Origin of the sequence: Streptomyces sp. NPDC088706, from assembly GCF_044752765.1 — a bacterium.
GTDB lineage: Bacteria > Actinomycetota > Actinomycetes > Streptomycetales > Streptomycetaceae > Streptomyces.
Window position 1 is genome coordinate 838,560 of sequence record NZ_JBIVLW010000001.1, and the last position, 26,970, is coordinate 865,529.

The window sequence follows — 26,970 nt, forward strand, 5'->3', positions numbered from 1 at the left end:
TATGCACGGACACAGCGCGAGGGTCCTTCGCCATTGTGAGCGGAACGGCTGCCCGTTCTACCCATGGTGACGTTACGTCGGAGGGATGCGTTCCCGCGAGAGGGAACCCTATGCCGAAGGGCGACCGAATTACTTCGGTCGCCCCAGGCAGGCAGCGCTGTTTGGCCGATCGGGTCAGGAAAGTCCCGGAAAGAAGAGCTTCAGTTCCCGCTCTGCGGACTCCGGCGAGTCCGAGGCGTGGATGAGGTTCTCCCGGGTGATCGTGCCGTAGTCACCACGGATGGACCCGGGCGCGGCGGCGATCGGGTCGGTGGGGCCGGCCAGGGCGCGGACACCCTCGATCACCCGCTCACCTTCGGCCACCAGGGCGACGACCGGGCCGGAGGCCATGAACTCCACGAGCGGCTCGTAGAAGGAGCGGCCCTTGTGCTCCCCGTAGTGCTGCTCCAGCGTGTCCTGGTCCAGGGTGCGCAGCTCCAGCGCGGTGATGCGCCAGCCCGCCTTGCGCTCGATCCGGCCGACGATCTCGCCGATCAGGCCGCGGCGGACCGCGTCGGGCTTGAGCAGGACGAGGGTGCGCTGGGTCATGTGCGGCTCCTTGCAGGCATACGGGTGCGGTGAGGCGAGATTACAGGGGCACGGGAGGGGGTCTGCGCCCGGGTTCACCCAGGGTCACCCTCGCGCCCCGGACACCTGCCGTCACGTCAGGCGGCGGCCCCGCCGGTCTCCTGCCGGGCCTGCTGGTCCGCCCAGCGGGCCCTGGCCTCGTCGATCTTGCGGCCGTAGTGCACCGAGGCCCACCACAGCCCGCCGAAGATCAGGCCGAGGATGAACATCATCGGGACCACGAAGCCGCTGAGGACCAGGGCGACCTGAAAAGTCCAGCCGAGCTGGATGCCGCCGGGGCGGGTGATCATCCCGCAGAGCAGCAGGGAGAGCAGCATGCCGGCCCCGCAGACCGTCCAGACGGCGGCCATGGAGGCGTCGTCCAGCTTCATGGCGACGAGTCCGGCGAAGCCGATGACGAAGAACTCACCGAGCAGTGTCGAGGCGCAGAGCGTCCGCATCCTTCTTTCAGCCCCTTCCCAGAAGCAGCCGGGCCTCGCCGACCGTGATCACCGATCCGGTCACCAGGACCCCGGCGCCCGCGTACTCGTCGTCCTCCTCGGCCAGCGTGATCGCCGCCTCCAGCGCGTCGTCGAGGCGCGGTTCGACCTGGACCCGGTCGTCGCCGAAGACCTCGACGGCGATGGCGGCCAGCTCGTCCGCGTCCATCGCGCGGTCGGTGGAGTTCTGCGTGACGACGACCTCGGCGAAGATCGGCTCGAAGGCCTCCAGCAGCCCCCGCACGTCCTTGTCGCCGCTGGTGCCGACCACGCCGATCAGCCGGGAGAAGCTGAACGCCTCGGAGATGCCGTCCGCCGCGGCCTTCGCGCCCGCCGGGTTGTGCGCGGCGTCCAGGACGACGGTCGGGCTGGAGCGCACGACCTCCAGGCGGCCGGGCGAGAGGACCGCGGCGAACGCCTTGCGGATCGCGTCGATGTCGAGGGAACGGGCCTGCTCGGCGCCGATGCCGAAGAACGCCTCGACGGCGGCCAGCGCCACGGCGGCGTTGTGCGCCTGGTGGGCCCCGTACAGCGGGAGGAAGATCTCTGTGTACTCGGTGGCCGCACCGCCGAGTCCGCGCAGCGTCAGCAGCTGTCCGCCGACGGCGATCTCGCGGGAGACGACGCCGAACTCCATGCCCTCGCGGGCCACGGTGGCGTCCACCTCGACGGCCTTCTTCAGCATCACCTGCGCGGCGTCCACCGGCTGCTGCGCCAGGATGACCGTCGCGCCCGGCTTGATGACGCCTGACTTCTCCCCGGCGATCTCGGCCGGCGTGGTGCCGAGGCGGTCGGTGTGGTCCAGCGAGATGGGCGTGACGACCGCGACGGTGGAGTCGATGACGTTGGTGGCGTCCCAGGTGCCGCCCATGCCGACCTCGACGACCGCCACATCGACCGGCGCGTCGGCGAAGGCCGCGTACGCCATGCCGGTGAGCACCTCGAAGAAGGAGAGCCGGTAGGGCTGCTGGGCGTCGACCATCTCGACGTACGGCTTGACGTCCTCGTACGTCTCGATGAAGCGCTCGGGCTCGATCGGGGAGCCGTCGAGGCTGATCCGCTCGGTGATCGACTGGACGTGCGGCGAGGTGTAGCGGCCGGTACGCAGCTCGAACGCGTTGAGCAGGGACTCGATCATGCGGGCCGTGGAGGTCTTGCCGTTGGTCCCCGTGATGTGGATCGAGGGGTAGGCGCGCTGCGGCTCGCCGAGCACGTCCATCAGGGCGGCGATGCGGGTGACCGAGGGCTCCAGCTTGGTCTCGCCCCAGCGTCCGGCGAGCTCCTGCTCCACCGCGCGCAGCGCCCGGTCGGTCTCGGGGTCGGTGGGTCGGGCGGGGACCGCTTCGCCCTGGGGGGATCCCGCGTAGGTGCGCAGGGTGCGGCTCCCGGCCTCGATCACCGCCAGGTCGGGGTCGCGCTGGGTCTCTTCGCCGACGATCTCCTCGAAGGTGTCGTCGGGCTCGGACGCGTCGTGCCGGTCTGAAGGGCGGGGCTCACTCACGGGGCCAGTCTACGGATGGGCACCGACATCGCGCGCAGCGCCCGGCGGACTGCCCGCAGACGGTACGGCGAAGCCCCCGCTCCCCCCGGTCGGCCGGGGGAACGGGGGCTTCGCCGATCAGCACATCAGCTCTGCGGGAGGGCCGCCAGCTGGGCGGAGATCCGCTCGATGTCGGCCTCGGCCTTGGACAGGCGGCCGCGGATCTTGTCGACCACGTCGTCCGGGGCCTTGGCCAGGAACGCCTCGTTGCCGAGCTTCCCGGTGGCCTGCGCCTTCTCCTTCCGCGCCGCCTCCAGGTCCTTGGTGAGGCGCTTGCGCTCGGCCGGCACGTCGATCGTGCCGGACAGGTCCAGGGCGACGGTGGCCCCGGCGACCGGGAGGGAGGCGGTGGCGTGGAAGCCGTCCCCGGCGGGCTGGAGCCGCAGCAGCTGGCGGATGGCCGCCTCGTGCGGGGCGAGCGCCGTACCGGTCAGGGTGAGCTCGGCCGGGACCTTCTGGCCGGGCTGGAGGCCCTGGTCGTTGCGGAAGCGGCGGACCTCGGTCACGACCTGCTGGACGAGCTCGATCTCCTTCTCGGCCGCGTCGTCGCGGAAGCCGGAGTCGCCCGGCCACTCGGCGATGACGATCGACTCGCGCCCGGTGAGCGCGGTCCACAGCGCCTCCGTGACGAACGGGACGATCGGGTGCAGCAGCCGCAGCATCACGTCCAGGACCTCGCCGAGGACCCGGCCCGAGACCTCGGCCGGGCGGCCGCCCGCGAAGAAGGTGGTCTTGGAGAGCTCGACGTACCAGTCGAAGACCTCGTCCCAGGCGAAGTGGCGCAGGGACTCGCTGATTTTGGCGAACTGGAAGTCGTCGTAGAAGCCGTCGACGTCCGCGACCGTCTTGTTGAGGCGGGACAGGATCCAGCGGTCGGTGACCGACATCTCCTCGACCGGGGGGAGTTCGCCCTCGATCGTGGCGCCGTTCATCAGGGCGAATCGGGTGGCGTTCCAGATCTTGTTGGAGAACTTCGCCGAACCCTGGACCCACTCCTCGCCGATCGGGACGTCGGTGCCCGGGTTGGCGCCGCGCGCGAGGGTGAAGCGCAGGGCGTCGGAGCCGTACTTGTCCATCCAGTCCAGCGGGTTGACCACGTTGCCGAAGGACTTCGACATCTTCTTGCCGTGCTCGTCGCGGACCATGCCGTGCAGGACGATGGTGCCGAACGGCGGGACACCGTCGTTGACGTACAGGCCGAACATCATCATCCGGGCGACCCAGAAGAAGAGGATGTCGTAGCCGGTGACCAGGACGGAGTTCGGGTAGAACTTCGCCAGGCTGTCGGTCCGTTCGGGCCAGCCGAGGGTGGAGAACGGCCACAGGCCGGAGGAGAACCAGGTGTCCAGGACATCGCTGTCCTGGGTCCAGCCCTCGCCGGTGGGTGCCTCGTCGTCCGGTCCGACGCAGACGACCTCGCCGTTCGGGCCGTACCAGACGGGGATGCGGTGGCCCCACCAGAGCTGGCGCGAGATCGTCCAGTCGTGGAGGTTGTCGACCCAGTCGAAGTACCGCTTCTCCATCTCCCGCGGGTGGATCTTGACGCTGCCGTCGCGGACCGCGTCACCGGCGGCCTTGGCGAGCGGGGCGACCTTGACCCACCACTGGAGGGACAGGCGCGGCTCGATGGTGGTCTTGCAGCGCGAGCAGTGGCCGACGGAGTGGACGTAGGGCCGCTTCTCGGCGACGATCCGGCCATCGGCGCGCAGGGCGGCGACGATGGCGGAGCGGGCCTCCAGCCGGTCCAGACCTTCGAAGGGGCCCGGGACGGTGATGACCGCGCGCTCGTCCATGACCGTGAGGAACGGCAGGTCGTGGCGCTTGCCGATCTCGAAGTCGTTCGGGTCGTGCGCGGGGGTCACCTTGACCGCGCCGGTGCCGAACTCCGGGTCGACGTGGTGGTCGGCGACGACGGGGATCGTACGGTCGGTCAGCGGCAGCCTGATCTGCTTGCCGACCAGGTGCCGGTAGCGCTCGTCGTCGGGGTGGACGGCGACGGCGGTGTCACCGAGCATCGTCTCGGCGCGGGTGGTGGCGACGACGATGGTCTCGTCCCCGTCCCCGTACGTCATGGAGACGAGCTCGCCGTCGTCCTCCTGGTACTCCACCTCGATGTCGGAGATCGCGGTGAGACAGCGGGGGCACCAGTTGATGATGCGCTCGGCGCGGTAGATCAGCCCGTCGTCGTACATCTGCTTGAAGACGGTCTGGACGGCCTTGGAGAGGCCCTCGTCCATGGTGAAGCGCTCACGGGACCAGGCAACGCCCTCGCCGAGGCGGCGCATCTGACCGGAGATCTGGCCGCCGGACTCGTCCTTCCACTGCCAGACGCGCTCGACGAACGCCTCGCGGCCCAGGTCGTGGCGGGACTTGCCCTCCTTGCCGAGCTCGCGCTCGACGACGTTCTGGGTGGCGATGCCGGCGTGGTCCATGCCCGGCTGGTACAGCGCCTCGAAGCCCTGCATCCGCTTCCGGCGGACCAGGGCGTCGATCAGGGTGTGCTCGAAGGCGTGGCCCAGGTGGAGGGAGCCGGTGACGTTCGGCGGCGGGATGACGATGCTGTAGGGCGGCTTGTCGCTGTGCTCGTCGGCTTCGAAGTAACCACGCTCTACCCAGCGCTCGTACAGCTTCCCCTCTACATCGGCCGGCGCGTACTGGGTCGGCAGTTCGGGGTTGCTGGCTGGCTGCTGCGATGAGTTCTCGGTCACGGGGGACAGTTTAGGGCCGTCACAGGTCTGCACTGAAACGGATTGGTTCGGTAACGGTGTCCGGCCCGATCCCCCATGTCACGGCGGCTTCCGTCAGGATGTTCGCAACGCACGAGGAATTCTGGAGGGGACACCGCAATGAGCTACAACCAGCCGGGCCCGTACGGTGGGCAGCCGCCGCAGGGCCAGAGCGGACCGTACGGCCAGCAGCCCGGACCGTACGGCGGCCCGCCGCCGCAGGGCCGGCCCGGCTACGGCTACCCCCAGCAGGACCCTCCGGGCGTCCCGCCGCAGCAGCCGGGCCCCTACGGTGCGCCGCCGCAGGGTCAGCCCGGTTACGGCACCCCTCCCCCGGGTCAGCCCGGCTACGGCTACCCGCAGCCCCAGCAGCCCGGCCCGTACGGCCAGCAGCCGCCGGCTCCTCCGTACGGCGGCCAGCCGGTGTACGGCGCCCAGCCGCCGCAGCCGAAGAAGAAGACCGGACTGATCGTGGCCGTCTCGGTGGTGGCGCTGGCGGTCATCGCGGGCGGGGTGTACTTCTTCACGGCGGGCGGCGGCAGCAGTGATGTGGCCGACTCGACCAAGGGCTACAAGCTGACGCCCGCCGCCTCGGTGGACGACTACAAGCAGGACCCGTCCAAGAAGAAGCCGTCCGGTCCGATCAGCGGCAAGGACAAGGCCGAGGCCGAGGCGATGGGGATCAAGAACCCCAACGAGGCGGCCGCGCAGTACATGAGCGGCACCAAGGACAATCCCCTCGCCCAGAAGATGCTGCTCCTGCAGGGCATCTGGGGCGAGGTGTCGGACCCGGAGGCGACCCTCGACAAGGCTTTCAGCGAAGCCGAGAAGAGCATGGCGGAGGACTCCGACGGTGAGAAGGTCGCCCTGGTCGGCAGCCCCAAGGACATGAAGCCGGCCGGTTTCGACGGCGCCCTGATGAGGTGCCAGGAGCTCAAGACGATCAACGACGAGGCCGACGGCACCCCGGCGAAGGGGCCGAAGGAGATCGTCACGCCGGTCTGCATCTGGGCCGACTACAGCACGGTGGGCATCGTCGTCGCGGTGGACATCGGCTCGGCACTGACGGGGAAGTCCATGCCGCAGGAGGACGTGGCCGCCCTGGCCGCCAAGCTCTACAACACCTCGCGCACCAAGATCTGACGCCCGAACCCCGAAGGGGCGCCCACCGGTCGACCGGTGGGCGCCCCTTCGGCGTGAGCGACTCGCCTGCGGCTAGGCGGACTTCTCGTGGCGGCCGCCGCCGTCGTTCTTGCCGATCGTGCGCGGCTCGCGCGGGACCAGCGTCGGGTTGACGTGGTTGCGGACGACGTCCGGTGTGATGACGACGCGGGCGACGTCCTTGCGGGACGGGACCTCGTACATCACGGACTGGAGGACTTCCTCCATGATGGCGCGCAGGCCGCGCGCGCCGGTCTGGCGCAGGATCGCCTGGTCGGCGATGGCCTCCAGTGCCTCGCGCTCGAACTCCAGCTCCACGCCGTCGAGTTCGAACAGCCGCTGGTACTGCTTGACCAGGGCGTTGCGCGGCTCGATGAGGATCTGGAGCAGCGCCTCGCGGTCCAGGTTGTGGACCGAGGTCAGCACGGGGAGACGGCCGATGAACTCGGGGATCATCCCGAACTTCACCAGGTCCTCCGGCATGACCTCCTGGAACTGGTCGCTCGCCTGGATCTCCAGCTTGGAGCGGATCGTGGCGCCGAACCCGATGCCCTTGGCGCCGGCCCGGGACTCGATGATCTTCTCCAGTCCGGAGAAGGCGCCGCCCACGATGAACAGCACGTTCGTCGTGTCGATCTGGATGAACTCCTGGTGCGGGTGCTTGCGTCCGCCCTGCGGCGGCACGGAGGCGGTGGTGCCCTCCAGGATCTTCAGCAGGGCCTGCTGGACACCCTCGCCGGAGACATCGCGGGTGATCGACGGGTTCTCGCTCTTGCGGGCGACCTTGTCGATCTCGTCGATGTAGATGATCCCGGTCTCGGCCTTCTTGACGTCGTAGTCGGCGGCCTGGATCAGCTTCAGCAGGATGTTCTCGACGTCCTCGCCGACATAGCCGGCCTCCGTCAGCGCCGTCGCGTCGGCGATGGCGAACGGGACGTTGAGCATCCGGGCCAGCGTCTGCGCGAGGAGCGTCTTGCCGGAGCCGGTGGGGCCCAGCAGCAGGATGTTCGACTTGGCGAGCTCGATCGCGTCCTCACGACCGGCACCGCCGCCGTTCTCCCCGGCCTGGACCCGCTTGTAGTGGTTGTACACCGCGACCGAGAGGGCCTTCTTCGCGGGCTCCTGCCCGACGACATACCCCTCGAGGAACTCGTAGATCTCGCGGGGCTTGGGAAGCTCTTCCCAGCGGACCTCGCTCGTCTCCGCGAGCTCTTCCTCGATGATCTCGTTGCAGAGATCGATGCACTCGTCGCAGATGTACACACCGGGTCCCGCGATGAGCTTCTTCACCTGCTTCTGGCTCTTGCCACAGAACGAGCACTTGAGCAGGTCGCCGCCATCACCGATGCGTGCCACGAGGTGCTTCCCCTTCGCCTGGGAGACCGCCTGGTTCAGCGGCTCCTGGTGCCTCTATCCGACGGTACCTTGCCTGGGCCCCCGTTCGGGCCCCCCTTGGCACGGTTCACACGGCCGAGACGGTGCAAACGGAATGTGCCAAGGGGAAAGACCGACGTCAGAGCGATGCGCCCGCAGCGGTCTTGCGGGTGGACACGATCTGGTCCACGAGCCCGTACGCCAGGGCGTCCTCGGCCGTGAGGATCTTGTCACGCTCGATGTCCTCGCTGATCTTCTCCAGCGGGGTGGTCGAGTGCCGGGCCAGCATCTCCTCCAACTGCGTCCGCATGCGGAGGATCTCGTTGGCCGCGATCTCCAGGTCGGAGAGCTGCTCACGGCCCGTCTGCGAGGACGGCTGGTGGATGAGGACGCGGGCGTGCGGGAGCGCCATGCGCTTGCCCGGCGTGCCGGCGGCGAGCAGGACGGCGGCGGCGGAGGCGGCCTGGCCCATGCAGACCGTCTGGATGTCCGGCTTCACGAACTGCATCGTGTCGTAGATCGCGGTGAGCGCGGTGAACGAGCCGCCGGGGCTGTTGATGTAGATCGAGATGTCGCGGTCCGGGTCCATCGACTCCAGGCAGAGCAGCTGCGCCATGACGTCGTTGGCCGAGGCGTCGTCGATCTGGACGCCGAGGAAGATCACGCGCTCCTCGAAGAGCTTCGCGTACGGGTCGTACTCACGCACACCCTGCGAGGTGCGCTCCACGAAGCGCGGGACGATGTAGCGGTTGTCCACCTGCGGGCCGGTGTAGAGGCCGCTCGCGGAGGCGCCGGAGAAGTTGTTCATGTGGGTGTTCACCATCCTGGTGGCGTTCTGTGGGCTGGGGGTCTCGGCGTACGAGAGGTGTGCGGGAGGTGCTGCCGGTCCGGTGGGGACCGGATCAGGCACCGGTGCCGCCGCCGCCCGGGATGCCCGACGCGAACGTGATGATCTCGTCGATGAGGCCGTAGTCCTTGGCCTCCTCCGCCGTGTACCAGCGGTCGCGGTCGCCGTCGCGGATGATCGTCTCGACACTCTGGCCGGAGTGGCGGGCGGTGATCTCCGCCATCCGCGTCTTGGTGCGGAGCAGGTACTGGGCCTGGATCTTGATGTCCGAGGCCGTGCCGCCGATGCCGGCCGAGCCCTGGTGCATGAGGATGTCGGTGTTGGGGAGCGCGAAGCGCTTGCCCGCGGTGCCGCCGGTGAGCAGGAACTGGCCCATCGAGGCCGCCATGCCCATCCCGATGGTGACCACGTCGTTCGGGATGTACTGCATGGTGTCGTAGACCGCCATGCCCGCCGTCACGGAGCCACCGGGGCTGTTGATGTAGAGGTAGATGTCCTTGTCCGGGTCGGCGGCAAGGAGCAGGAGCTGTGCGGTGATCTTGTTGGCGATGTCATCGTCGACCTGCTGACCGAGGAAGATGATGCGCTCGCCGAGCAGTCGGCTGTAGACCTGGTCACCGAGGCCTCCACCGAGGGACGGCTCTCCGGCGGCGTAGGGCATCAGATTCGTCACGTATCCACCTGCTCGTCTCTGACGGCTCCGGCCGTCTCAGCGTCTTCGTACCGGGCGGGTGAGGGACTCCCCCACCCTTCCTCTTCATGGACCCTAACGCGCAGGTGGGACAACGCCATCCCGGTTCCGCAACTGTTCGCTGGGAGCGCAAGGTCCGCCGTGGGCACAGGGGTTCCGGGGCCGCACAGCGATGCGACGGGATACGGCGACGGGCCCCGGACGCGTGGCGCGTACGGGGCCCGTCGTGCCGGTCAGCGCGTGGCCGCCGTGCGGATCAGGGCGAGGCTCAGGCCTCGTTCTTCTCCTCGGCCTTGTCCTCGGTGGCGGCCTCGGCCGTCTCCGTGGTCTCTTCCTCGTCGTCCTCGAGGTCGACGACCTCACCGTTGGTGTCGACGACCTTGGCGGCCTCGACGACGACGGCGAGCGCCTTGCCGCGGGCGACCTCGCCGACGAGCATCGGCACCTGGCCGCCCTCGACGACGGCCTGGGCGAACTGGTCGGGGCTCATGCCGGAGGAGGCCGCGCGCCGCATGAGGTGCTCGGTGAGCTCCTCCTGGTTGACGTTCAGCTTCTCCTTGTTGACCAGCTCGTCGAGGATGAACTGGGTCTTGATGCCCTTGACGGCCTGCTCGGAGGTCTCGTTCTCGAACTCCTCCAGGGTCTTGCCCTGGATCTCGAGGTACTTCTCGAGGTCGAGGCCCATCTGACCGAGCTGGTGGTGCTCCAGGTTGTGCTTGCGGGTCTGGACCTCGTCCGCGAGCAGCTTCTCCGGGATCGGGACCTCGGCGAGCTTCAGCAGCTCCTCCAGGACGCGCTCCTGGGCCTGGGTGGCCTGGTCGTACTGCTTGGTGGTCTCCAGGCGCTTGCGGCTGTCGGCCTTCAGCTCCTCCAGCGTGTCGAACTCGCTGGCCATCTGGGCGAAGTCGTCGTCCAGCTCGGGGAGCTCGCGGGCGGCGACGGCGGTGACCTTGACGGTGACCTCCGCGGCCTTGCCCTCGGCGGAGCCGCCCTTCAGCTCGGAGGTGAAGGTGGCCTCGCCACCGGCCTCCAGGCCGGTCACGGCCTCGTCGATGCCGTCGAGGAGCTCGCCGGAACCGATGGTGTACGAGACACCCGCGGCCACGCCGTCCTCCAGGACCTCACCGTCGACCTTGGCCTCCAGGTCGATCGTGACGACGTCGCCGTCGGCGGCGGCGCGCTCGACCGGGTTGGTGGAGGCGAAGCGCTCGCGGAGCTGCTCCACGGCCTTCTCGACCTCTTCGTCGGTGACCTCGAGGGCGTCGACGGTGACCTCGATGCCGGAGTAGTCCGGGATCTCGATCTCGGGGCGTACGTCAACCTCGGCGGTGAAGGCCAGCAGCTCGCCGTCCTTCAGCTCGGTGATGTCGACCTCGGGCTGGCCGAGGACGTTCAGCTCACCCTCGTTGACCGCCTCGGTGTAGAACTTCGGGAGGGCGTCGTTGACGGCCTCCTCCAGCACAGCACCGCGGCCGAACCGCTGGTCGATGACCCGGGCGGGGATCTTGCCCTTGCGGAAGCCCTTCACCGTGACCTGCTGGTTGATCTTCTTGTACGCCGCGTCGAGGCTGTCCTTGAGCTCCTCGAAGGGCACCTCGATGCTGAGCCGAACCCGAGTCGGGTTCAGGGTCTCCACGGCGCTCTTCACGGTTCGGTCTCCTTGGTGGCTGACTTCTTGGGGTTCTGCTGGGCCGCCGAGTGGCGGCTTCGCGGACCGAGCCCGGTACATCAGACACACGGGCACGCAATTTGCATAGTAACGGCAAGGGGGAGGACTCCCACAATGCGATCTTGCTGGTGGTCGGGGTGGCCGGATTCGAACCGACGACCTTCCGCTCCCAAAGCGGACGCGCTACCAAGCTGCGCCACACCCCGTCGGTGCGACACGTAGGGTACATGCCCCACAGCCGTGCGTCGGCCTCTTTACGGGGCGGCCGGGGGGCCGCGGTCCGGCGGCCGGCACCACCAGGTGTGCGGACACCACCGCCGACCCGCTACGATGCTCTTCGTGCCGCGGTCCCCGGACCTGCGGTGCGGTGCTCGCGGGCGTAGCTCAATGGTAGAGCCCTAGTCTTCCAAACTAGCTACGCGGGTTCGATTCCCGTCGCCCGCTCCACGCCTGGGCCCGGTCCGACATCTTCGTCGGACCGGGCCTCTTGCGTGTACGGGGGCTCTTGCGTGTACGGGCCTCTCATGCACGGCCGCGTGGCGGACGCGGCCGTACTCAGAAGCTGATCTGGTTGATCGTGTCCGCTATCGAGTTCATGAACCTGTTGATCGACGGCGCCATGCCGGTCGATGCCAGGAAGAAGCCGAAGAGCACGGCGACGAGCGCGGGCCCGGGCTTGATGGAGCCCCCGCGGATCAGCACCACCAGGATGACCGCGAACAGCAGCACCATAGACAGTGAAATAGCCACGTCTGATCACACCCTCGGTCGGTCCGCCTTGCCGGCCCGGAAACGTGCTCCACTGCGCGCCCCGTCGCGTCCATCGTGCCACCAACTCCCCGGTATCTGCTGCCGGGTGACGGATCGCACTGGCCGGATCCCGCCATCCTGCCCAGCTCACGGGGGCTCCACGCCGACCGCATCGCGCTTCCGCCGCGAAATCCGCTCGACCGCATATTCGCTCACCCCTCGGCCAAGCGATCGTCTCCATATCCCCACAGGTTGTTCACAGGTAATGGGAGACGTGTGGTGCAACGTAATTCACTCGCCCAACTCCCTGTCGATATGCCCTATTTAAGCAGGATCAAGGGTGTCATATCGGTCAGTGTTCGACTGTTTCATCAGCGAACAGCGGGGAACGCGTGATATCTCATCGTGGTTTTACGCAAGGCAATCTACGGGTCTAAGGTGCCTTGGATGTTCCCAGCTCCGAGCCTATTCACAAGGGCCTCGCTCCCCCCGGTGACCCGGGAGTCGGAGCCCAGACGCGAGCAGACGCTCACCGCCCCGCGCCCCGCCACTGAGCGGGGCGCCCGCGCGGCCGGCGCCCCGGCCTCCCCGGCGGCGAAGCGGCGCGATCCCTACTTCGACAACGTGAAGTATCTGGCCATCGTCCTGGTGGCGATGGCGCACGCCTGGGAACCGGTGATGGACGGCAGCCGGGCCACCCGGGCGCTCTACATGGTCGTGTACACGTTCCACATGCCGGCCTTCATCCTCATCTCCGGCTACTTCTCCCGCACGTTCGACATGTCGGCGCCGAAGGTGAAGCGCCTGATCACCGGTGTCGCCGTGCCGTACGTGCTGTTCGAGACGGCCTATTCGCTCTTCAAGCGGTACGTGGACGACGCGCCCGACACCTCGATCAGCCTGGCTGATCCGCTGTACCTCACGTGGTTCCTGATCGCCCTGTTCATCTGGCGGGTCACCACGCCCCTCTGGCACACGCTGCGCCACCCGCTGCCGGTGGCCCTCGCCATCGCCGTGCTGGCCTCGGTCTCCCCCGACATCGGCGACGACCTGGACCTCCAACGGGTCTTCCAGTTCCTGCCGTTCTTCGTCCTCGGCCTGCTGATGAAGCCCGAGCACTTCCAGCTGGTCCGGCGCCGCGAGGTGCGGCTGCTGTCCCTGCCGCTCTTCGCGGGCGCCCTGGTGTTCGCCTACTGGATCGCCCCGCGCATGCAGCTCGGCTGGCTCTACCGTGCCAACAGCGCCCAGGAGATGGACGCTCCGTGGTGGTCCGGTGCGGTGATGACACCGGCGATGATCGGCTGCGCCCTGGTGCTCACCATCGGCTTCCTGGCCTGGGTGCCGCGCAGGCACATGTGGTTCACGGTCCTGGGCGCCGGGACGATCTGCGGCTACCTGCTGCACGGCTTCCTGATCAAGGGCGCTGTGTACACAGGCCTGTTCGACCGGCACACCTGGCTCTCCGACCCCGTCGGCCTGGTCGTCGTCTCGGCCGTGGCCGCGATCGCGGTGACGCTCCTGTGCTCCCCGCCGGTGGGCCGGGCCCTGAAGTTCGCCACCGAACCGGATATGAAGTGGGCGTTCCGGAAGGCCCCCGCGAAGCGTTGAACCGGCCTCCTCCCCGTCTCCTGATCCACCCCGGCGACAGCCGCGGGTGGATCAGCGCGTTTCCGGGTTGGCCGAATCCTTTCGGTCTCCGGGTGATCCCCCGCACACGCGGCCACAGCAGCTCAAACAGACAAAAGCTGACAACTTGACGGACTCATAGTTACAGAGTCAATCTTTCGGAAAACTAATTACTGATGGTTTGTTGACGCCTTCTTGACGACCTCTTGACGCTCTCGTGACCTACCCGAAGGAACAGGCCCATCGGACACGCAGACACCCTCCTCGCCATGTGCGGCGCCTTCCTGGCCGCCGCCGTCCTCGCCCGCCTCGGCGGCCGCATCGGGCTGCCGACGATCCCCCTGTTCATCCTGGCCGGGATCCTCCTCGGCCCCCACACCCCCGGATACACGCTTCTCTCCGACCCGCACGATCTGGAGATGCTCTCCGCGCTGGGACTCGTCCTCCTGCTCTTCTACCTGGGGCTCGATTTCCACACGGACGACCTCAGGACGGGCGGCCGGAAGATGGCCCTCGCGGGAGGGACCTATCTGGTCCTGAACGTGGACGCCGGTCTCGGATTCGGTTTCGCGCTGGGCTGGGACACATCGGAGGCGCTGGTCCTCGCCGGTGTCCTCGGCATATCCTCGTCCGCCATCGTCACCAAGATCCTGGTGGACCTGGGGCGCATCGGTAACCCGGAGACCCGGCCGATCCTCGGCATCATCGTCGTGGAGGACGTCTTCCTCGCCCTCCATCTGGCAGCTCTCCAGCCGATCCTGTCCGGTGCGGACAGCCTCTCGGCGATGCTCGTCGACGGCGGCAAGGCCTTCGGCTTCCTGCTGCTGCTCGCCCTGGCCGCCCGGTTCGGGACGAAGCTCATCGGCAAGCTGATGAACACCAAGGACGACGAGCTGCTCGTCATCTCCTTCCTCGGTGCCGCGGTCTTCGTCGCCGGAGTCTCCTCGATGTTCGGCGTCGCCGACGCGATCGGTGCCTTCATGGTCGGCCTGATGCTCGGCTCGACCACGTCCGGCGAACGCATTCTCCAGCTCGTCCACCCGCTGCGGGACGCGTTCGGCGCGATCTTCTTCTTCGCCTTCGGCCTCTCCATCGACCCGGGCGACCTGCTGAGCGTCTTCTGGCCGGTGCTGGCGGCCGTCGTCCTGACGCTCGCTATGAACGTGGCCGCGGGGCTCGCCGCCCCCAGGGTGTACGGCTTCGGCGCGCAGGCCACCGCCAACATCGCCACCACGCTGGTGGCCCGGGGCGAGTTCGCGCTCATCCTGGCCACCATGGCGGCGGCATCCGGACTGGACGAGCGGCTCTCGCTGTTCATCGCCGGCTATGTGCTGCTGCTCGCCGTCCTCGCCCCGCTGGCGGCCGGACGCTCGCACTGGCTCGCCAGGATCCTCCCCGTAGGACGTGGCAGGGACAACGACCAGGATCAGGACCGGATTCCGGCGTCGGTCTGAACGGGACCCGGTGCCGGTGGGAACAGGACCGGTGCCGGTCCGGACGGAAGCGGAGAGGCGCCTTCGTGCGTGCCCATGGGTGACGATCACCACATGACCACTCACGGGTGATGGGCGCCTCTTCCGTTGACGACAAGCCGGATGGACCGGGCTCTCAGGACCGGCGCGAGAGCAGCAGGAGCGCCCGGTCGTCGTTGACGTCCTTGGCGCAGGCCTCGATCAGGTGCCAGGCCGCGCCTTCGAAGCCGGTGGCGACATAGCGGTCGGCCTCGCCCGTCAACCGGTCGATGCCCTCGGCGATGTCCCGGTCGGACGCCTCCACCAGGCCGTCCGTGAAGAGCATCAGCACGTCCCCCGGCGCCAGTGAACCCTTCACCGCGCCGAACTCGGCCCCGTCGTAGACGCCGAGCAGCGGGCCCTCCCCGGACTTCTCCTCCCAGTGGCCGGTGCCGGCGTGCAGTTGGAGGGCGGGCGGGTGGCCGGCCGAGAAGATCTCGTAGTCGCCGGAGTCCAGGTCCAGCACCAGGTGGATCGAGGTGGCGAACCCCTCGTCCCAGTCCTGCCGCAGCAGGTAGCCGTTGGCCGCGGCGAGGAAGGCGTGCGGCGGCAGCGAACCGAGCAGCCCGCCGAAGGCCCCGGAGAGCAGCAGGGCGCGGGAGCCCGCGTCCATGCCCTTGCCGGAGACGTCGGTGAGGACGACCTCCAGGGTCCGGCCGCCGTGGGTGCGGGCCGCCACGACGAAGTCCCCGGAGAAGGACTGGCCGCCGGCCGGGCGCAGGGCCATCTCGCGGTGCCAGCCCTGGGACAGCCGGGGCAGGGAGCTCTGGACCCGGATGCGTTCGCGCAGGTCGAAGAGCATCGTCCCGCCGCGCCGCCAGGGCACGCCGACCCGGGCCCGGAACTGGGCGAGGACCAGCCCGAAGAACCCGCAGGCGGCGACCACCAGCACGGTGCCGGGGGTGACCCTGGCCGGGCCGTCCGCGTACGGGCCCAGGGTGAGCGCCTCCACGATCAGGGCGGCGGCCGCCGCGGCGTACAGGCCGAGCAGGCTGGCGGGGCGCAGCAGGAGGCCGCCCGCGACGATGGGCAGGGCGAGGGCGGCCGGGTCGATCCAGACGGGGCTGGAGACGGTGGCGAACGTGATGGCCGGGATCGTCAGCAGCAGACCGGCCAGCGCGATCCAGTCGGAGCCGTCGCCCCGGAAGTAGTCCACCCCGGATCTGCGCAGCCCGATGCGGGCCCGGTGCATCGATCTGCGCCACCGGGCCCAGAAGTCGTCCACTCCTCCGCGACGGGCCATTGCCGGGACCCTATCCACCCGGACGCCTCCGGTGCAGGGGGACCCCGGGACCAGGGAGGCGAAATCGAGTCGTCCGCTTCCGCTCCGCCTGGTAGGGATGGGTCATGACCTCAGAACCCCGTGTGCTGCGACCCGCTGAATGGGACCTCTGGTTCGCCTGTCTGGAGCGTGCGTTCGGGGGCGCGCTGAGTGCTCCGGAGTCACGCGAACTCTGGCATGACCTGACCGAGTACGACCGGTCGATCGGGCTCTGGGACGGGCAGACCTGCGTCGGTACGGCCGGGGCGTACAGCTTCCGGCTGACCGTGCCCGGCGGGACGGCGGTGGACACGGCGGGGGTGACGGCGGTGAGCGTCGCGGGGACGCACCGGCGGCGCGGGCTGCTGCGGACGATGATGCGGCGCCAGTTGGACGACGTACGTTCCTGGGGCGAGCCGCTCGCCGTGCTGACCGCGTCGGAACCGGCCATCTACGGGCGCTTCGGCTACGGGTCCGCGACCCGGGCGCTGAGCCTGGAGGTCGACACCGACCGGGTGCGGCTCGACCTGCCGCCGGGCACGGACGAGGTGCGGGTGCGGTACACCGATCCGGTGGCGGCCCTGCCCGCCTGCGAGGAGGTGTACGGGCGGCTCGCCGCGGAGCGTCCGGGCACGCCCGTGCGGCAGCCGAAGTGGGAGCAGGCCGCGGTGATCGACACCGAGAAGGACCGGGCGGGCGCCTCCGCGTTGCAGTGCGTGCTCGCCGAGCGGGGCGGCGAGGTGACGGGGTACGCCACCTTCCGGACGCGGCCCGACTGGGACCGGGCGGGGCCGAAGGGGACGGTGGCGCTGCGGGATCTGGGGGCGCTGGACGCGGCGTCGTACGCGGCGCTGTGGCGGTTCCTGTTCGGCATCGACCTGATGTCGTCCGTGGAGGCGGGCGGGCGGCCGGTGGACGAGCCGCTGATGCATCTGGTCTCGGATGTGCGGCGGTGCGAGGCGCGGGTGCAGGACGCGCTCCACGTACGGCTGGTGGAGGTGGGGGCGGCGCTGGAGGCGCGCGCCTACCGCACGCCGGTGGATGTGGTGCTGGAGGTGGAGGACGCCTTCTGCCCGTGGAACGCGGGGCGCTGGCACCTGGTGGCGGACGCGAAGGGCGGTGCCTCGTGCCGGCGTGCGCCGGATCGCGCGCCGGATCTGGAGCTGTCGGTTCGGGAGCTGGGCGCCGCCTACCTGGGCGGGGTGTCGTTCACCTCGCTGGCGGCGGCGGGGCGGGTGCGCGAGGTGCGGCCGGGAGCGGTGGCGGAGGTCTCGTCGGCGTTCTCCTGGCACGTGGAGCCGTGGCTGCCGCACGGGTTCTGAGCCGTACGGGATGTCCTGGCGGTGTCAGGTGCCGGACGCGCCCGGGGCCTGGCAGCGCGGGCACCAGAAGAGGTTGCGGGCGGCGAGCTCCGCCGTGCGGATCCCGCTCCCGCAGATGTGGCAGGGCAGATCGGCCCGGCGGTAGACGTAGACCTCGCCGCCGTGGTCGTCCCTGCGGGGCGGGCGGCCCATCGCCTCGGGGAGGTGCTCGGGGCGGACGGTGTCGATCCGGTTGTGCGTCACGCCCTCGCGCATCAGCGCCACCAGGTCCGCCCAGACGGCGTCCCACTCGGCGCGGGTGAGGTCCTTGCCCGCGCGGTAGGGGTCGATGCCGTGGCGGAAGAGGACTTCGGCGCGGTAGACATTGCCGACGCCCGCGATGACCTTCTGGTCCATCAGGAGGGCGGCGGCCGTGGTCCGGCTGCGGGAGATCCGCTGCCAGGCGCGCTCCCCGTCCTCGTCGCCGCGGAGCGGGTCCGGGCCCAGGCGCTCGTGTATCGCGCGCTTCTCGGGCTCGGTGATCAGCGCGCAGGTGGTGGGGCCGCGCAGATCGGCGTGGTGCCCGGCGTTGACCAGCCGGAGGCGGACGGTGTCGGTGGGCGGCGGGGGCGGGGCGGTGCCGAAGCCGAGCTTGCCGAAGAGGCCGAGGTGGATGTGGACCCAGCCGGTGTCGCCGAAGCCGAGGAAGAGATGCTTGCCGTGGGCGTCGGTGGTGGTGAGGGTGTGCCCGTCGAGCAGGGCCGCGCTGTCGGCGAACTTGCCCTGCGGGCTGCTCACCCGGACCGGACCGCCCGCGAACCGCACGGCGTGGTCCTGGGCGAGGCGGTGGATCGTGTGTCCCTCGGGCACGGCGGGCTGCTCCCTGTGGAGGTACGGGCGCTGACGTGACCGTGCCGCCGGGTGGGGGACCCGGCGGCACAGGTGGCGTGGGGCGGGGGTGTCCGGCGGCCCCGGTCATGATCCGCCGGAGGCCCTAGCCCTGTTGCGGGTGGTGGGCCGGGACGGGGGGGAGTTCGCCGGTGTTCTCGTACGCCGAGAGCATCTCGATGCGGCGCGTGTGGCGCTCCTCGTTCGAGTACGGCGTGGCGAGGAAGATCTCGACGAACTTGGTGGACTCCTCCACCGTGTGCATCCGGCCGCCGATCGCGACGACGTTGGCGTTGTTGTGCTCACGCCCGAGGGCGGCGGTCTGCTCGCTCCAGGCCAGTGCGGCGCGGACGCCCTTGACCTTGTTTGCGGCGATCTGCTCGCCGTTGCCGGAGCCGCCGATCACGATGCCGAGGCTGTCGGGGTCCGCGGCCGTCCGCTCGGCGGCACGCAGGCAGAACGGCGGATAGTCGTCCTGGGCGTCGTAGATGTGGGGGCCGCAGTCGACGGCCTCGTGGCCGTGGGCACCGAGCCACTCGACGAGGTGGTTCTTGAGTTCGTAACCGGCATGGTCGGATCCGAGGTACACGCGCATGGAGCGAAGTGTGGCACGAACTTCGCGGGGTAGCGGTCAGCGGGGTCGGGACCTGTCAGGTCGTGGAGCCGCGGGGTCCACCCCGTCGTGGGGCCGTGGCCTGCTGCCCGGTGCGGTGTGGCGGACGCCACTCGGACAACGATCCGGCAAACGATCCGAAAGAGGGGGTTCCGCTTTCGCCCCGTTCCGGGCTTGAATGCGTGGCCATGTCTTCCGCACCGCCCCTCGCGGAGCAGGGCACACCCTCAGGCACGAAAACGTAAGGACTCCCCCATGACGTCGCAGACGACGCTGGCGAAGCCGGGCCACGAGCCTGGTGAGCCGGACCGGCCGGACTCGTCGGGCGGGCTTCAGGCAGGACTGAAGAACCGCCACCTCTCGATGATCGCGATCGGCGGTGTGATCGGTGCGGGCCTCTTCGTGGGCTCCAGCTCCGGCATAGCGGCGGCGGGCCCGGCGATTCTGCTGTCGTATGCGATGGTCGGCCTGATGGTCGTCCTCGTGATGCGGATGCTCGGCGAGATGGCCGCGGCCCGCCCGAGCTCCGGTTCCTTCTCCGCCTACGCCGACCAGGCGCTCGGCCGGTGGGCCGGGTTCTCCATCGGCTGGCTCTACTGGTTCTTCTGGGTCGTGGTGCTCGCCGTCGAGGCGACGGCCGGCGCCAAGATCCTGGAGGGCTGGATCCCCGGTGTCCCGCAGTGGGCCTGGGCGCTGATCGTCATGGTCGTGCTGACCGCCACCAACCTGGTCTCGGTGGGCAGTTACGGCGAGTTCGAGTTCTGGTTCGCCGGGATCAAGGTCGTGGCGATCGCCGCGTTCGTGGTGGTCGGCATGCTCGCCGTCTTCGGCTTCCTGCCCGGTTCGGACAACCCCGGTTCGGGTCTGGCCCACCTCACGGACTCCGGCGGGTTCTTCCCCGAAGGGCCGGGGGCCATCCTCACCGGTGTGCTGATGGTGGTCTTCTCCTTCATGGGCAGCGAGATCGTGACCCTGGCGGCCGGTGAGTCGTCGGACCCGCAGCGGGCCGTGTCGAAGGCCACCAACAGCGTGATCTGGCGTATCGCCGTCTTCTACCTGGGCTCGATCTTCGTCGTGCTGACGCTGCTGCCGTGGAACGACCCGTCGATCCTGGAGAAGGGCAGCTATGTCGCCGCCCTCGACTCGATCGGCATCCCGCACGCCGGCCAGGTCATGGACTTCATCGTGCTGACGGCCGTGCTGTCCTGCCTCAACTCCGGTCTCTACACCGCTTCCCGGATGGCCTTCTCGCTCGGTGAGCGGGGCGACGCCCCCAAGTCCTTCGCCAAGGTCAACAAGCGGGGCGTGCCGAAGGCGGCGATCCTGTCCTCGGTCGTCTTCGGCTTCGTGGCGGTGTTCTTCAACTACCAGTGGCCCGACACGGTGTTCCAGTTCCTGCTGAACTCCTCCGGCGCGGTCGCCCTGTTCGTCTGGCTGGTCATCTGCTTCACCCAGCTGAGGATGCGCGGGATCATCCTGCGCGAGACCCCCGGCAAGCTGGTCGTGCGGATGTGGCTCTTCCCGTATCTGACCTGGGCGACGATCGCGATGATCTCCTTCGTCCTGGTCTACATGCTGACCGACGACACCGCCCGCGAGCAGGTCGTGCTGTCGCTGCTGGTCGCCGCGCTGGTGGTGGGGATCTCGCTGTTCCGCGAGATGCGCACCCGCAGGGCCGTCGCCGAGTGATCCGTACGTGATCGATAACTGACGGACCACGTCAGGTTTATCAGGGAGGCTTTCCTTCGTACCGCCGAGAGCGCGAACGAAGGAGAGCCTCCCTGATGGTTTCCGCATCCGTCGAGCCCGCAGAACCCGCCACCTTCCAGACCGGTTTCCCGATCCGCCCCGACCGGCTGGTCGAGGCCGCCACAGCCGAGGACGTACGGGAGGCCGTGGCGTACGCGGCCGGGCGCGGGCTCCGCGTCGCCGCGCACGCCTCCGGCCACGGGCTCCCCGGTCCCGTCGAGGGCGGGGTCCTCATCGCCACCCGCGCCCTGGACTCCGTCACCGTCGACCCGGTCCGCCGCACCGCCCGGATCGGCGCGGGCACGTCCTGGGGCCGGGTGATCGAGGCGGCGGCCCCGCACGGGCTCGCCCCGCTCAACGGCTCCTCCCCCTCCGTGGGCGCCGTCTCCTACACGCTGGGCGGCGGGCTCGGCGTGCTGGCCCGGGAGTTCGGGTACGCCGCCGACCAGGTGCGCTCGCTGGACGTGGTGACCGCCGACGGCATAGCGCGCCGGGTCACGCCGGAGCGCGAGCCGGAGCTCTTCTGGGGGCTGCGCGGGGGCGGGCACCGGCTCGGGGTGGTGACCGGGCTGGAGACCGGGCTGGTGGCGGTGGAGCGGCTCTACGGCGGCTCGATCGTCTTCGACGGCCGGTGGGCGGCCGAGGTGGTGCGCGGCTATCTGGATTGGACCCGGACCGTGCCGGACACCCTGACGTCCTCGCTGGCCGCGCTCGTCTACCCCGAGCTGCCGCAGCTTCCCGAGGAGTTGCGCGGCCGGTACGTGATCTCCGTGCGGGTGGCCTTCACCGGGGACGTGGCGGAGGGCGAGCGGCTGGTGGCTCCGCTACGGGCGATCGGGGCGGCCGCGTCGATCGGTTCCCGGGGCGCGGCGGACTCCCCCGTCCTCGGCGACTCGCTGCGGGAGATGCCGTACACCGAGAGCCACACCATCCACAGCGACCCGCCGTTCCCGCACGCGTACTACGGGGACAGTGCGGTGCTCGGCGCGGCGGACGCGGAGCGGACCGTACGGGCCTTCGAACTGGCCGGGCCCCGGGCGCCGATGATGACGGTGGTGCAGTTCAACCACCTGGGTGGGGCGCTGGCCGCCGGGCCGGACGTGCCGAACGCCGTGCCGTACCGCGATGCCCGGTTCCTGCTGCGGCTGCTGTCGCCGCTGGACGGTACGGACGTGGCATCGGTGCGCGCGCTGTACGGGGAGGTGGGGCGGGTGCTGGAGCCTCTCACCGTGGGGCGCTCGCTGAACTTCTCCTTCGGCGGCGGGGACCGTACCGCCGGTTTCCACGAGGCGGAAACGGCGAAGAGGCTCGCCGGGCTGGTCTCCCAGTACGATCCGGCGGGCCTCTTCGGTGGCCCGTACGGGGCCGGGTGAGCGGCTCAGCCCCGGCGGCCGAGGAGCTTCCAGGAGGCGGGCAGGGCGCCCATCGCCAGGGCCGCCTTCAGCGCGTCGCCGATGAGGAACGGGGTGAGCCCGGCCGCGACGGCGGCGCTCAGGGACATGCCGGTGGCCAGCGCCAGGTAGGGCACGCCGACGGCGTAGATGATCGCGGAGCCGATCACCATCGTGCCCGCCGTGCGGAGCACCGAGCGGTCGCCGCCGCGGCGGGCGAGGGCGCCGACGACGGTGGCGGCGACCAGCATCCCGAGGATGTAGCCGAGGGACGGCATCGCGTAGCCCGAGGTGCCCTCGGCGAACCACGGCATGCCGGCCATACCGACGAGCGCGTACACCGCGAGGGCGAGGAAGCCGCGGCGGGCGCCGAGCGCGGTGCCGATGAGCAGCGCGGCGAAGGTCTGGCCGGTGACGGGGACCGGGGAGCCGGGGACCGGGACGGAGATCTGGGCCGCGATGCCGGTGAGGGCCGCGCCGCCCAGCACGAGGGCCGCGTCGACGGCGTAGCGGTGCCGGGCTGCGGGCAGCAGGTCGGCGAGGACCGCTCCGGAACGGACGGGGGCGGCAGCAGTGCTCATCGGGACTCCGCGGGTGAGGGCAGGCAGGCTGGGACGGCTCCGCCAGGCAGATGGGGTGGGCTGGTGGAGACGTTAGCCCAGGGGTCAACGCTCGTTCACCATCAGCCGCCCACAAAGCGGCGGTTGACGGGTTGGTGGGGTTCACACAAAGACCTCCGCACAATCACCTCTGGGCGTGACGCTCGTCACGGAGGTGAGGGGGGAGGTGGCCCGTTTTGCCGGGAGGGGGCTCCTGGCCTCAGACTGTAGGTTCCCCATAAATGATCCGAGAGTGACCCGCACCCCATGCACGAGGCTCCGCCCACCCCGCCCGCAGCCCCTCCGGTCCCCTCCGAGCCGCTCGCCCACGGGCTGAAGCAGCGCCATCTGACGATGCTGGGGCTCGGCGGGGTGATCGGGGCCGGGCTTTTCGTCGGGTCGGGTGCCGGGATCGCGGTGGCGGGGCCCGCCATCGTCGTCTCGTACCTGATCGCGGGCGCGCTCGCCATGCTCGTGATGCGGATGCTCGGCGAGATGTCCGCGGCGATGCCCGCGTCCGGCTCCTTCTCCGTGCACGCGGAGCGGGCGCTCGGGCGGTGGGCCGGGTTCAGCGTCGGCTGGCTGTACTGGTTCCTGCTGGTGGTGGTCCTCGCCGTGGAGGCGACGGCCGCCGCGCAGATCGCCCACGGGTGGGTGCCGGCGGTCGAACCGTGGGCGTGGGTGCTGCTGTTCATGGTCGTCTTCACCGTCGCCAACCTGACGGCGGTGAAGAACTTCGGCGAGTTCGAGTTCTGGTTCGCCTCCTTGAAGGTCGGCGCGATCGTCGTCTTCCTGGGGCTCGGGGTGCTGGCCGTCCTCGGGTGGCTCCCCGACACCGATCCGGTCGGGATGACCAATCTGACCGGGCAGGGCGGCTTCCTGCCGAACGGCTGGGGCGGGGTCGTCTCCGGTGTGCTGACCGTGGTCTTCGCCTTCGGCGGCCTGGAGGTCGTCACCATCGCCGCCGCCGAGACGGACGACCCCGCCCGCGCGGTGGGGCGGGCGGTGCGCAGCGCGGTGGTGCGCATCCTCTTCTTCTACGTCGGCTCGATGCTCGTGATCGTGACCGTGCTGCCGTGGACCGCCCAGCGGGCCGGGCTGAGCCCGTATGTGAAGGTGCTGGACACGATCGGGGTGCCGTCCGCCGCGCAGATCATGAACATCGTGGTGTTCGTGGCGCTGCTCTCGGCGCTCAACGCCAATCTGTACGGGTCCTCGCGGATGGTCTTCTCGCTGGCGGAGCGCGGGGAGGCGCCGCGCGGGCTGCTGAAGGTGTCGCGTAAGGCAGGGGCGGAGGGCGGGGTGCCCCGGCGGGCGGTGCTGGCGTCGGTGGCCTTCGGTTTCGTCTCCGTACTGCTCAACCTGCTCTGGCCGGACACCGTGTTCCTCTACATGCTCAACTCGGTGGGCGCGGTGCTGCTGTTCGTCTGGGCGCTCATCGCCGCCTCCCAACTGCGGTTGCGCGCCCGGCTGGAGCGGGAGGCGCCGGGGGCGCTCACGCTGCGGATGTGGTGCTTCCCGTATCTGACCTGGCTGACGCTGGCCGGGCTGTCGGGGGTGCTGCTGCTGATGCTGACCGACGCCGGTGCGCGCCCGCAGGTGTTGTGGTCGGCGGGGGCGACGGCACTGGTGCTGCTGGTGGCGGTGGGGCGTCAGTGGCGGGAGCGTGAGGGCTCGGCGCCTACCGGCCGGTAGCACGTGTGCACCTTGTGTGAGCCTCGTGCCCGTATAGCGGACATCCGTTCCGCATGAGCGGTGAAGACGCTCAGACTGTGGGTTCGTCCCCCGTCTCAGCTACCGAACAGAGCTCGTCCATGCCTCGGACCTCCGCGTCTCCTCCCACCGCTGACCCCGCAGCCCCCGCAGCGGCGACGGCGGACTCCGCGCTCACCCACGGCCTCAAACAGCGGCACCTGTCGATGATCGCCCTCGGCGGGGTGATCGGCGCCGGACTCTTCGTCGGCTCCGGGGCCGGCATCGCCGCCGCCGGGCCCTCGATCGTCGTGGCGTACGCGATCTCCGGGCTGCTCGTCATGATGGTGATGCGCATGCTCGGCGAGATGTCCGCCGCCAACCCGGCCTCCGGCTCGTTCTCCGTGCACGCCGAACGGGCGATCGGCCCCTGGGCCGGGTTCACCGCCGGCTGGTCCTTCTGGTTCCTGCTCTGCGTCGCCGTCGGCCTGGAGGGCATCGGCGCCGCCCAGATCGTCAGCGGCTGGCTGCCCGGGACGCCGGAGTGGGCCTGGGTCGCCCTGTTCATGGTGATCTTCCTGGGGACGAACCTGGCCGCCGTGAAGAACTTCGGCGAGTTCGAGTTCTGGTTCGCCGCGCTCAAGGTCATCGCCATCACCCTGTTCCTGGTGCTGGGCCTGCTCGCCATCCTCGGCGTGCTCCCGAGCACGGACGCGCCCGGCCTGACCAACCTCACCGGCGACGGGGGCTTCCTGCCGAAGGGCATGGACGGCTTCATCATCGGGCTCCTCGCCTCCGTCTTCGCGTACGGCGGTCTGGAGACGGTCACCATCGCCGCCGCCGAGTCCGAGAACCCGGTGCAGGGCGTCGCCAAGGCGGTCCGTACGGCGATGTGGCGCATCGCGGTCTTCTACATCGGCTCGATGGCCGTCATCGTCACCCTGGTCCCCTGGGACAACCCGAAGGTCGCCGAGGTCGGCCCCTTCTACGCGATGCTCGACCACCTCGGCATCGGCGGTGCCGCGCAGATCATGAACGTGGTCATCCTGATCGCCCTGCTCTCCGCGATGAACGCCAACATCTACGGCGCGTCGCGGATGGCCCGGTCCCTGGTCGCCCGGGGTCAGGGGCCGGCCGTGCTCGGCCGGATCTCGTCCGGGGTACCGCGCAACGCGGTGCTGTTCTCGTCGGTGTTCGGGTTCCTGTGCGTGCTGCTCAGCTACTGGCGGCCGGACGACGTCTTCCCCTGGCTGCTGAACATGATCGGTGCGGTGATCCTGGTCGTCTGGATCTTCATCGCCGTCTCCCAGCTGATCCTGCGCCGCCGGACCGAGCGGGAGGCGCCCAAGACGCTGGTCGTGCGGATGTGGCTGTTCCCGGCCCTCACGATCGTCTCCTTGGCGGGCATGGCGGGCATCTTCCTGCTGATGCTGCGCCAGCCGGACACCCGCGACCAGCTGCTGGCCACCGGGGCGCTGACGCTGGTGCTGATCGGTGTCGGTGTCGTACGTCAGCGGCGTCGGGGTGGCGAAGCGGCGGACATCCCCGCACAGCGGAAGTAGACCCCCTCCCGTCCCGCCGCACACGCTCCTCGCGGACGCGCGTGCGGCGGGTCCGAAGGCCGGATGGACACCTTCCGGGCGCGGAACCGCTGCCCCCGGGCGCCCACCGCGGGGCCGCGCCCGCGGGCCGCCCGGCTCCCGGCTCCGTCGTCAGCGTGTGGTGCGCTTGCTCGCCGTCTTCTTGACGGCCTTCTTGGCCGCCGTCTTCTTGGCGGGGGTGGGCAGCGCCGTCTTCTTCGCCGGAGTGCGCTTGGCGGCCGACTGCTTCGGGGACGCCGCTTCGGCCGCCGCCTCCTCGGTGTCGGCGCCGGCGTTCGACAGGGTGCCGGAGCTGCTCTCCAGGTGTGCGCGGACGAACCACTGGAACTGCTCCAGGCCGCGCAGGTGCTCGATGAGCAGGTCCTCGGTGACGGGGTCGAGGTCGCCGGCCTTCTCTACCGCCTCGCGGTGGTCCTCGATGATCCCGGTGTAGACGAGGTCGAGGGCGCCGAGGTGGGCGATGGCGTCGGCGCGGCCGACGCTGTAGTCGTCCCAGGTGCGCTCCTTGACCAGGACGCCCGGGGTGCCCTGCGGCTCGCCGCCCAGGGCGGAGATCCGCTCGGCGGCCGCGTCGGCCATCTCCCGTACGGCGGCGGTCTGCGGGTCGAGCATCTCGTGGACGGCGACGAAGTGCGGCCCGACCACGTTCCAGTGGATGTGCTTGAGGGTGAGCGCGAGGTCGTTGAGCGCGTGCAGGCGCAGCGTCAGGAGGTCGATGACCTGCCGGCCCTCGTCGACGCCGAGGCCGGGGACGGTGTAGCGGGGGGTGGGTGCGGGGGACATGAGGCTCCTCTTCGTAGAGACGGTCGGCGGTTGGTGGGTGGGGTGGATGTGGTGCGCGTGGTGCGTGAGGGGGCCGGCCGGCGTTCGCCGG

22 protein-coding genes and 2 tRNA genes are annotated in these 26,970 nt (G+C 69.9%); 9 read left to right on the plus strand and 15 right to left on the minus strand.

Annotated elements, in window-relative coordinates; translation table 11 throughout:
* Positions 1 to 174: 174 nt before the first annotated feature.
* The 4 genes from ndk to ACIQAK_RS03860 form a co-directional block, all read right to left on the minus strand.
* Positions 175 to 588: a nucleoside-diphosphate kinase gene (ndk, locus tag ACIQAK_RS03845; RefSeq protein WP_366387927.1), complete on the minus strand. Its 414-nt coding sequence runs from the start codon at positions 586 to 588 to the stop codon at positions 175 to 177.
* A 116-nt stretch (positions 589 to 704) separates the two neighbouring features.
* Positions 705 to 1,067 carry a DUF4233 domain-containing protein gene (locus ACIQAK_RS03850; RefSeq protein WP_366387926.1) on the minus strand — a complete coding sequence of 121 codons (363 nt, stop codon included), beginning with the start codon at positions 1,065 to 1,067 and terminating at the stop codon, positions 705 to 707.
* A gap of 7 nt (positions 1,068 to 1,074) precedes the next feature.
* Complete coding sequence (locus tag ACIQAK_RS03855) at positions 1,075 to 2,607, minus strand: folylpolyglutamate synthase/dihydrofolate synthase family protein (protein ID WP_366387925.1); 1,533 nt, start codon at positions 2,605 to 2,607, stop codon at positions 1,075 to 1,077.
* Positions 2,608 to 2,732: 125 nt separating this feature from the next.
* Positions 2,733 to 5,354 carry a valine--tRNA ligase gene (locus ACIQAK_RS03860; RefSeq protein ID WP_366387924.1) on the minus strand — a complete coding sequence of 874 codons (2,622 nt, stop codon included), beginning with the start codon at positions 5,352 to 5,354 and terminating at the stop codon, positions 2,733 to 2,735.
* Positions 5,355 to 5,492: 138 nt separating this feature from the next.
* Between ACIQAK_RS03860 and ACIQAK_RS03865 the strand changes: the two genes are divergently transcribed.
* Positions 5,493 to 6,515, plus strand: coding sequence for a hypothetical protein (locus ACIQAK_RS03865; RefSeq protein WP_366387923.1), 1,023 nt, complete (start codon positions 5,493 to 5,495; stop codon positions 6,513 to 6,515).
* Between the two features lie 72 nt (positions 6,516 to 6,587).
* Here ACIQAK_RS03865 and clpX read toward each other — a convergent pair whose 3' ends face one another.
* From clpX to ACIQAK_RS03890, 5 genes are all read right to left on the minus strand, one after another.
* Positions 6,588 to 7,889 (minus strand): ATP-dependent Clp protease ATP-binding subunit ClpX, encoded by a 1,302-nt coding sequence (gene clpX, locus ACIQAK_RS03870; RefSeq protein ID WP_366387922.1) that lies wholly within the window; start codon positions 7,887 to 7,889, stop codon positions 6,588 to 6,590.
* A 157-nt stretch (positions 7,890 to 8,046) separates the two neighbouring features.
* Positions 8,047 to 8,730 (minus strand): ATP-dependent Clp protease proteolytic subunit, encoded by a 684-nt coding sequence (locus ACIQAK_RS03875; RefSeq protein ID WP_366387921.1) that lies wholly within the window; start codon positions 8,728 to 8,730, stop codon positions 8,047 to 8,049.
* Positions 8,731 to 8,809: 79 nt separating this feature from the next.
* Complete coding sequence (locus ACIQAK_RS03880) at positions 8,810 to 9,415, minus strand: ATP-dependent Clp protease proteolytic subunit (protein WP_366388587.1); 606 nt, start codon at positions 9,413 to 9,415, stop codon at positions 8,810 to 8,812.
* Between the two features lie 298 nt (positions 9,416 to 9,713).
* On the minus strand, positions 9,714 to 11,093 hold the full coding sequence (gene tig, locus ACIQAK_RS03885; protein WP_366387920.1) for a trigger factor: 1,380 nt from the start codon (positions 11,091 to 11,093) through the stop codon (positions 9,714 to 9,716).
* Between the two features lie 150 nt (positions 11,094 to 11,243).
* Positions 11,244 to 11,320 (minus strand) — tRNA-Pro (locus ACIQAK_RS03890).
* A 167-nt stretch (positions 11,321 to 11,487) separates the two neighbouring features.
* On the opposite strand from ACIQAK_RS03890, the gene ACIQAK_RS03895 reads away from it, so the two are divergent.
* Positions 11,488 to 11,561: transfer RNA gene (locus ACIQAK_RS03895), tRNA-Gly, on the plus strand.
* 108 nt (positions 11,562 to 11,669) lie between these two features.
* Here ACIQAK_RS03895 and ACIQAK_RS03900 read toward each other — a convergent pair.
* Positions 11,670 to 11,864 (minus strand): hypothetical protein, encoded by a 195-nt coding sequence (locus ACIQAK_RS03900; RefSeq protein ID WP_026241379.1) that lies wholly within the window; start codon positions 11,862 to 11,864, stop codon positions 11,670 to 11,672.
* A gap of 447 nt (positions 11,865 to 12,311) precedes the next feature.
* Between ACIQAK_RS03900 and ACIQAK_RS03905 the strand changes: the two genes are divergently transcribed.
* Both ACIQAK_RS03905 and ACIQAK_RS03910 read left to right on the plus strand, forming a co-directional pair.
* A complete protein-coding gene (locus ACIQAK_RS03905) occupies positions 12,312 to 13,472 on the plus strand; it encodes an acyltransferase family protein (protein WP_366387919.1) in 1,161 nt (386 codons plus the stop codon).
* Between the two features lie 287 nt (positions 13,473 to 13,759).
* Positions 13,760 to 14,944 (plus strand): cation:proton antiporter, encoded by a 1,185-nt coding sequence (locus tag ACIQAK_RS03910; protein ID WP_366387918.1) that lies wholly within the window; start codon positions 13,760 to 13,762, stop codon positions 14,942 to 14,944.
* 154 nt (positions 14,945 to 15,098) lie between these two features.
* Here ACIQAK_RS03910 and ACIQAK_RS03915 read toward each other — a convergent pair whose 3' ends face one another.
* A complete protein-coding gene (locus ACIQAK_RS03915; protein WP_366387917.1) occupies positions 15,099 to 16,244 on the minus strand; it encodes a PP2C family protein-serine/threonine phosphatase in 1,146 nt (381 codons plus the stop codon).
* A 104-nt stretch (positions 16,245 to 16,348) separates the two neighbouring features.
* On the opposite strand from ACIQAK_RS03915, the gene ACIQAK_RS03920 reads away from it, so the two are divergent.
* Complete coding sequence (locus ACIQAK_RS03920) at positions 16,349 to 17,584, plus strand: GNAT family N-acetyltransferase (RefSeq protein WP_366387916.1); 1,236 nt, start codon at positions 16,349 to 16,351, stop codon at positions 17,582 to 17,584.
* Between the two features lie 24 nt (positions 17,585 to 17,608).
* Here ACIQAK_RS03920 and ACIQAK_RS03925 read toward each other — a convergent pair whose 3' ends face one another.
* Together ACIQAK_RS03925 and ACIQAK_RS03930 are read right to left on the minus strand one after the other, a co-directional pair.
* On the minus strand, positions 17,609 to 18,433 hold the full coding sequence (locus ACIQAK_RS03925; protein ID WP_366387915.1) for a DNA-formamidopyrimidine glycosylase family protein: 825 nt from the start codon (positions 18,431 to 18,433) through the stop codon (positions 17,609 to 17,611).
* 124 nt (positions 18,434 to 18,557) lie between these two features.
* Positions 18,558 to 19,046 (minus strand): ribose-5-phosphate isomerase, encoded by a 489-nt coding sequence (locus tag ACIQAK_RS03930; protein WP_366387914.1) that lies wholly within the window; start codon positions 19,044 to 19,046, stop codon positions 18,558 to 18,560.
* 273 nt (positions 19,047 to 19,319) lie between these two features.
* Between ACIQAK_RS03930 and ACIQAK_RS03935 the strand changes: the two genes are divergently transcribed.
* Both ACIQAK_RS03935 and ACIQAK_RS03940 read left to right on the plus strand, forming a co-directional pair.
* Positions 19,320 to 20,753, plus strand: a complete 1,434-nt coding sequence (locus ACIQAK_RS03935; protein WP_366387913.1) for an amino acid permease — start codon at positions 19,320 to 19,322, stop codon at positions 20,751 to 20,753.
* 95 nt (positions 20,754 to 20,848) lie between these two features.
* Positions 20,849 to 22,186: an FAD-binding oxidoreductase gene (locus ACIQAK_RS03940; RefSeq protein WP_366387912.1), complete on the plus strand. Its 1,338-nt coding sequence runs from the start codon at positions 20,849 to 20,851 to the stop codon at positions 22,184 to 22,186.
* 5 nt (positions 22,187 to 22,191) lie between these two features.
* On the opposite strand, the gene ACIQAK_RS03945 is transcribed toward ACIQAK_RS03940, so the two are convergent.
* Complete coding sequence (locus ACIQAK_RS03945) at positions 22,192 to 22,785, minus strand: biotin transporter BioY (protein ID WP_366387911.1); 594 nt, start codon at positions 22,783 to 22,785, stop codon at positions 22,192 to 22,194.
* Positions 22,786 to 23,070: 285 nt separating this feature from the next.
* Between ACIQAK_RS03945 and ACIQAK_RS03950 the strand changes: the two genes are divergently transcribed.
* Positions 23,071 to 24,498 (plus strand): amino acid permease, encoded by a 1,428-nt coding sequence (locus ACIQAK_RS03950; protein WP_366387910.1) that lies wholly within the window; start codon positions 23,071 to 23,073, stop codon positions 24,496 to 24,498.
* Positions 24,499 to 24,617: 119 nt separating this feature from the next.
* Positions 24,618 to 26,057, plus strand: a complete 1,440-nt coding sequence (locus ACIQAK_RS03955; protein ID WP_366387909.1) for an amino acid permease — start codon at positions 24,618 to 24,620, stop codon at positions 26,055 to 26,057.
* A 150-nt stretch (positions 26,058 to 26,207) separates the two neighbouring features.
* Here ACIQAK_RS03955 and ACIQAK_RS03960 read toward each other — a convergent pair whose 3' ends face one another.
* Positions 26,208 to 26,879, minus strand: a complete 672-nt coding sequence (locus ACIQAK_RS03960) for a DNA starvation/stationary phase protection protein (RefSeq protein ID WP_366387908.1) — start codon at positions 26,877 to 26,879, stop codon at positions 26,208 to 26,210.
* Positions 26,880 to 26,970: the final 91 nt, after the last annotated feature.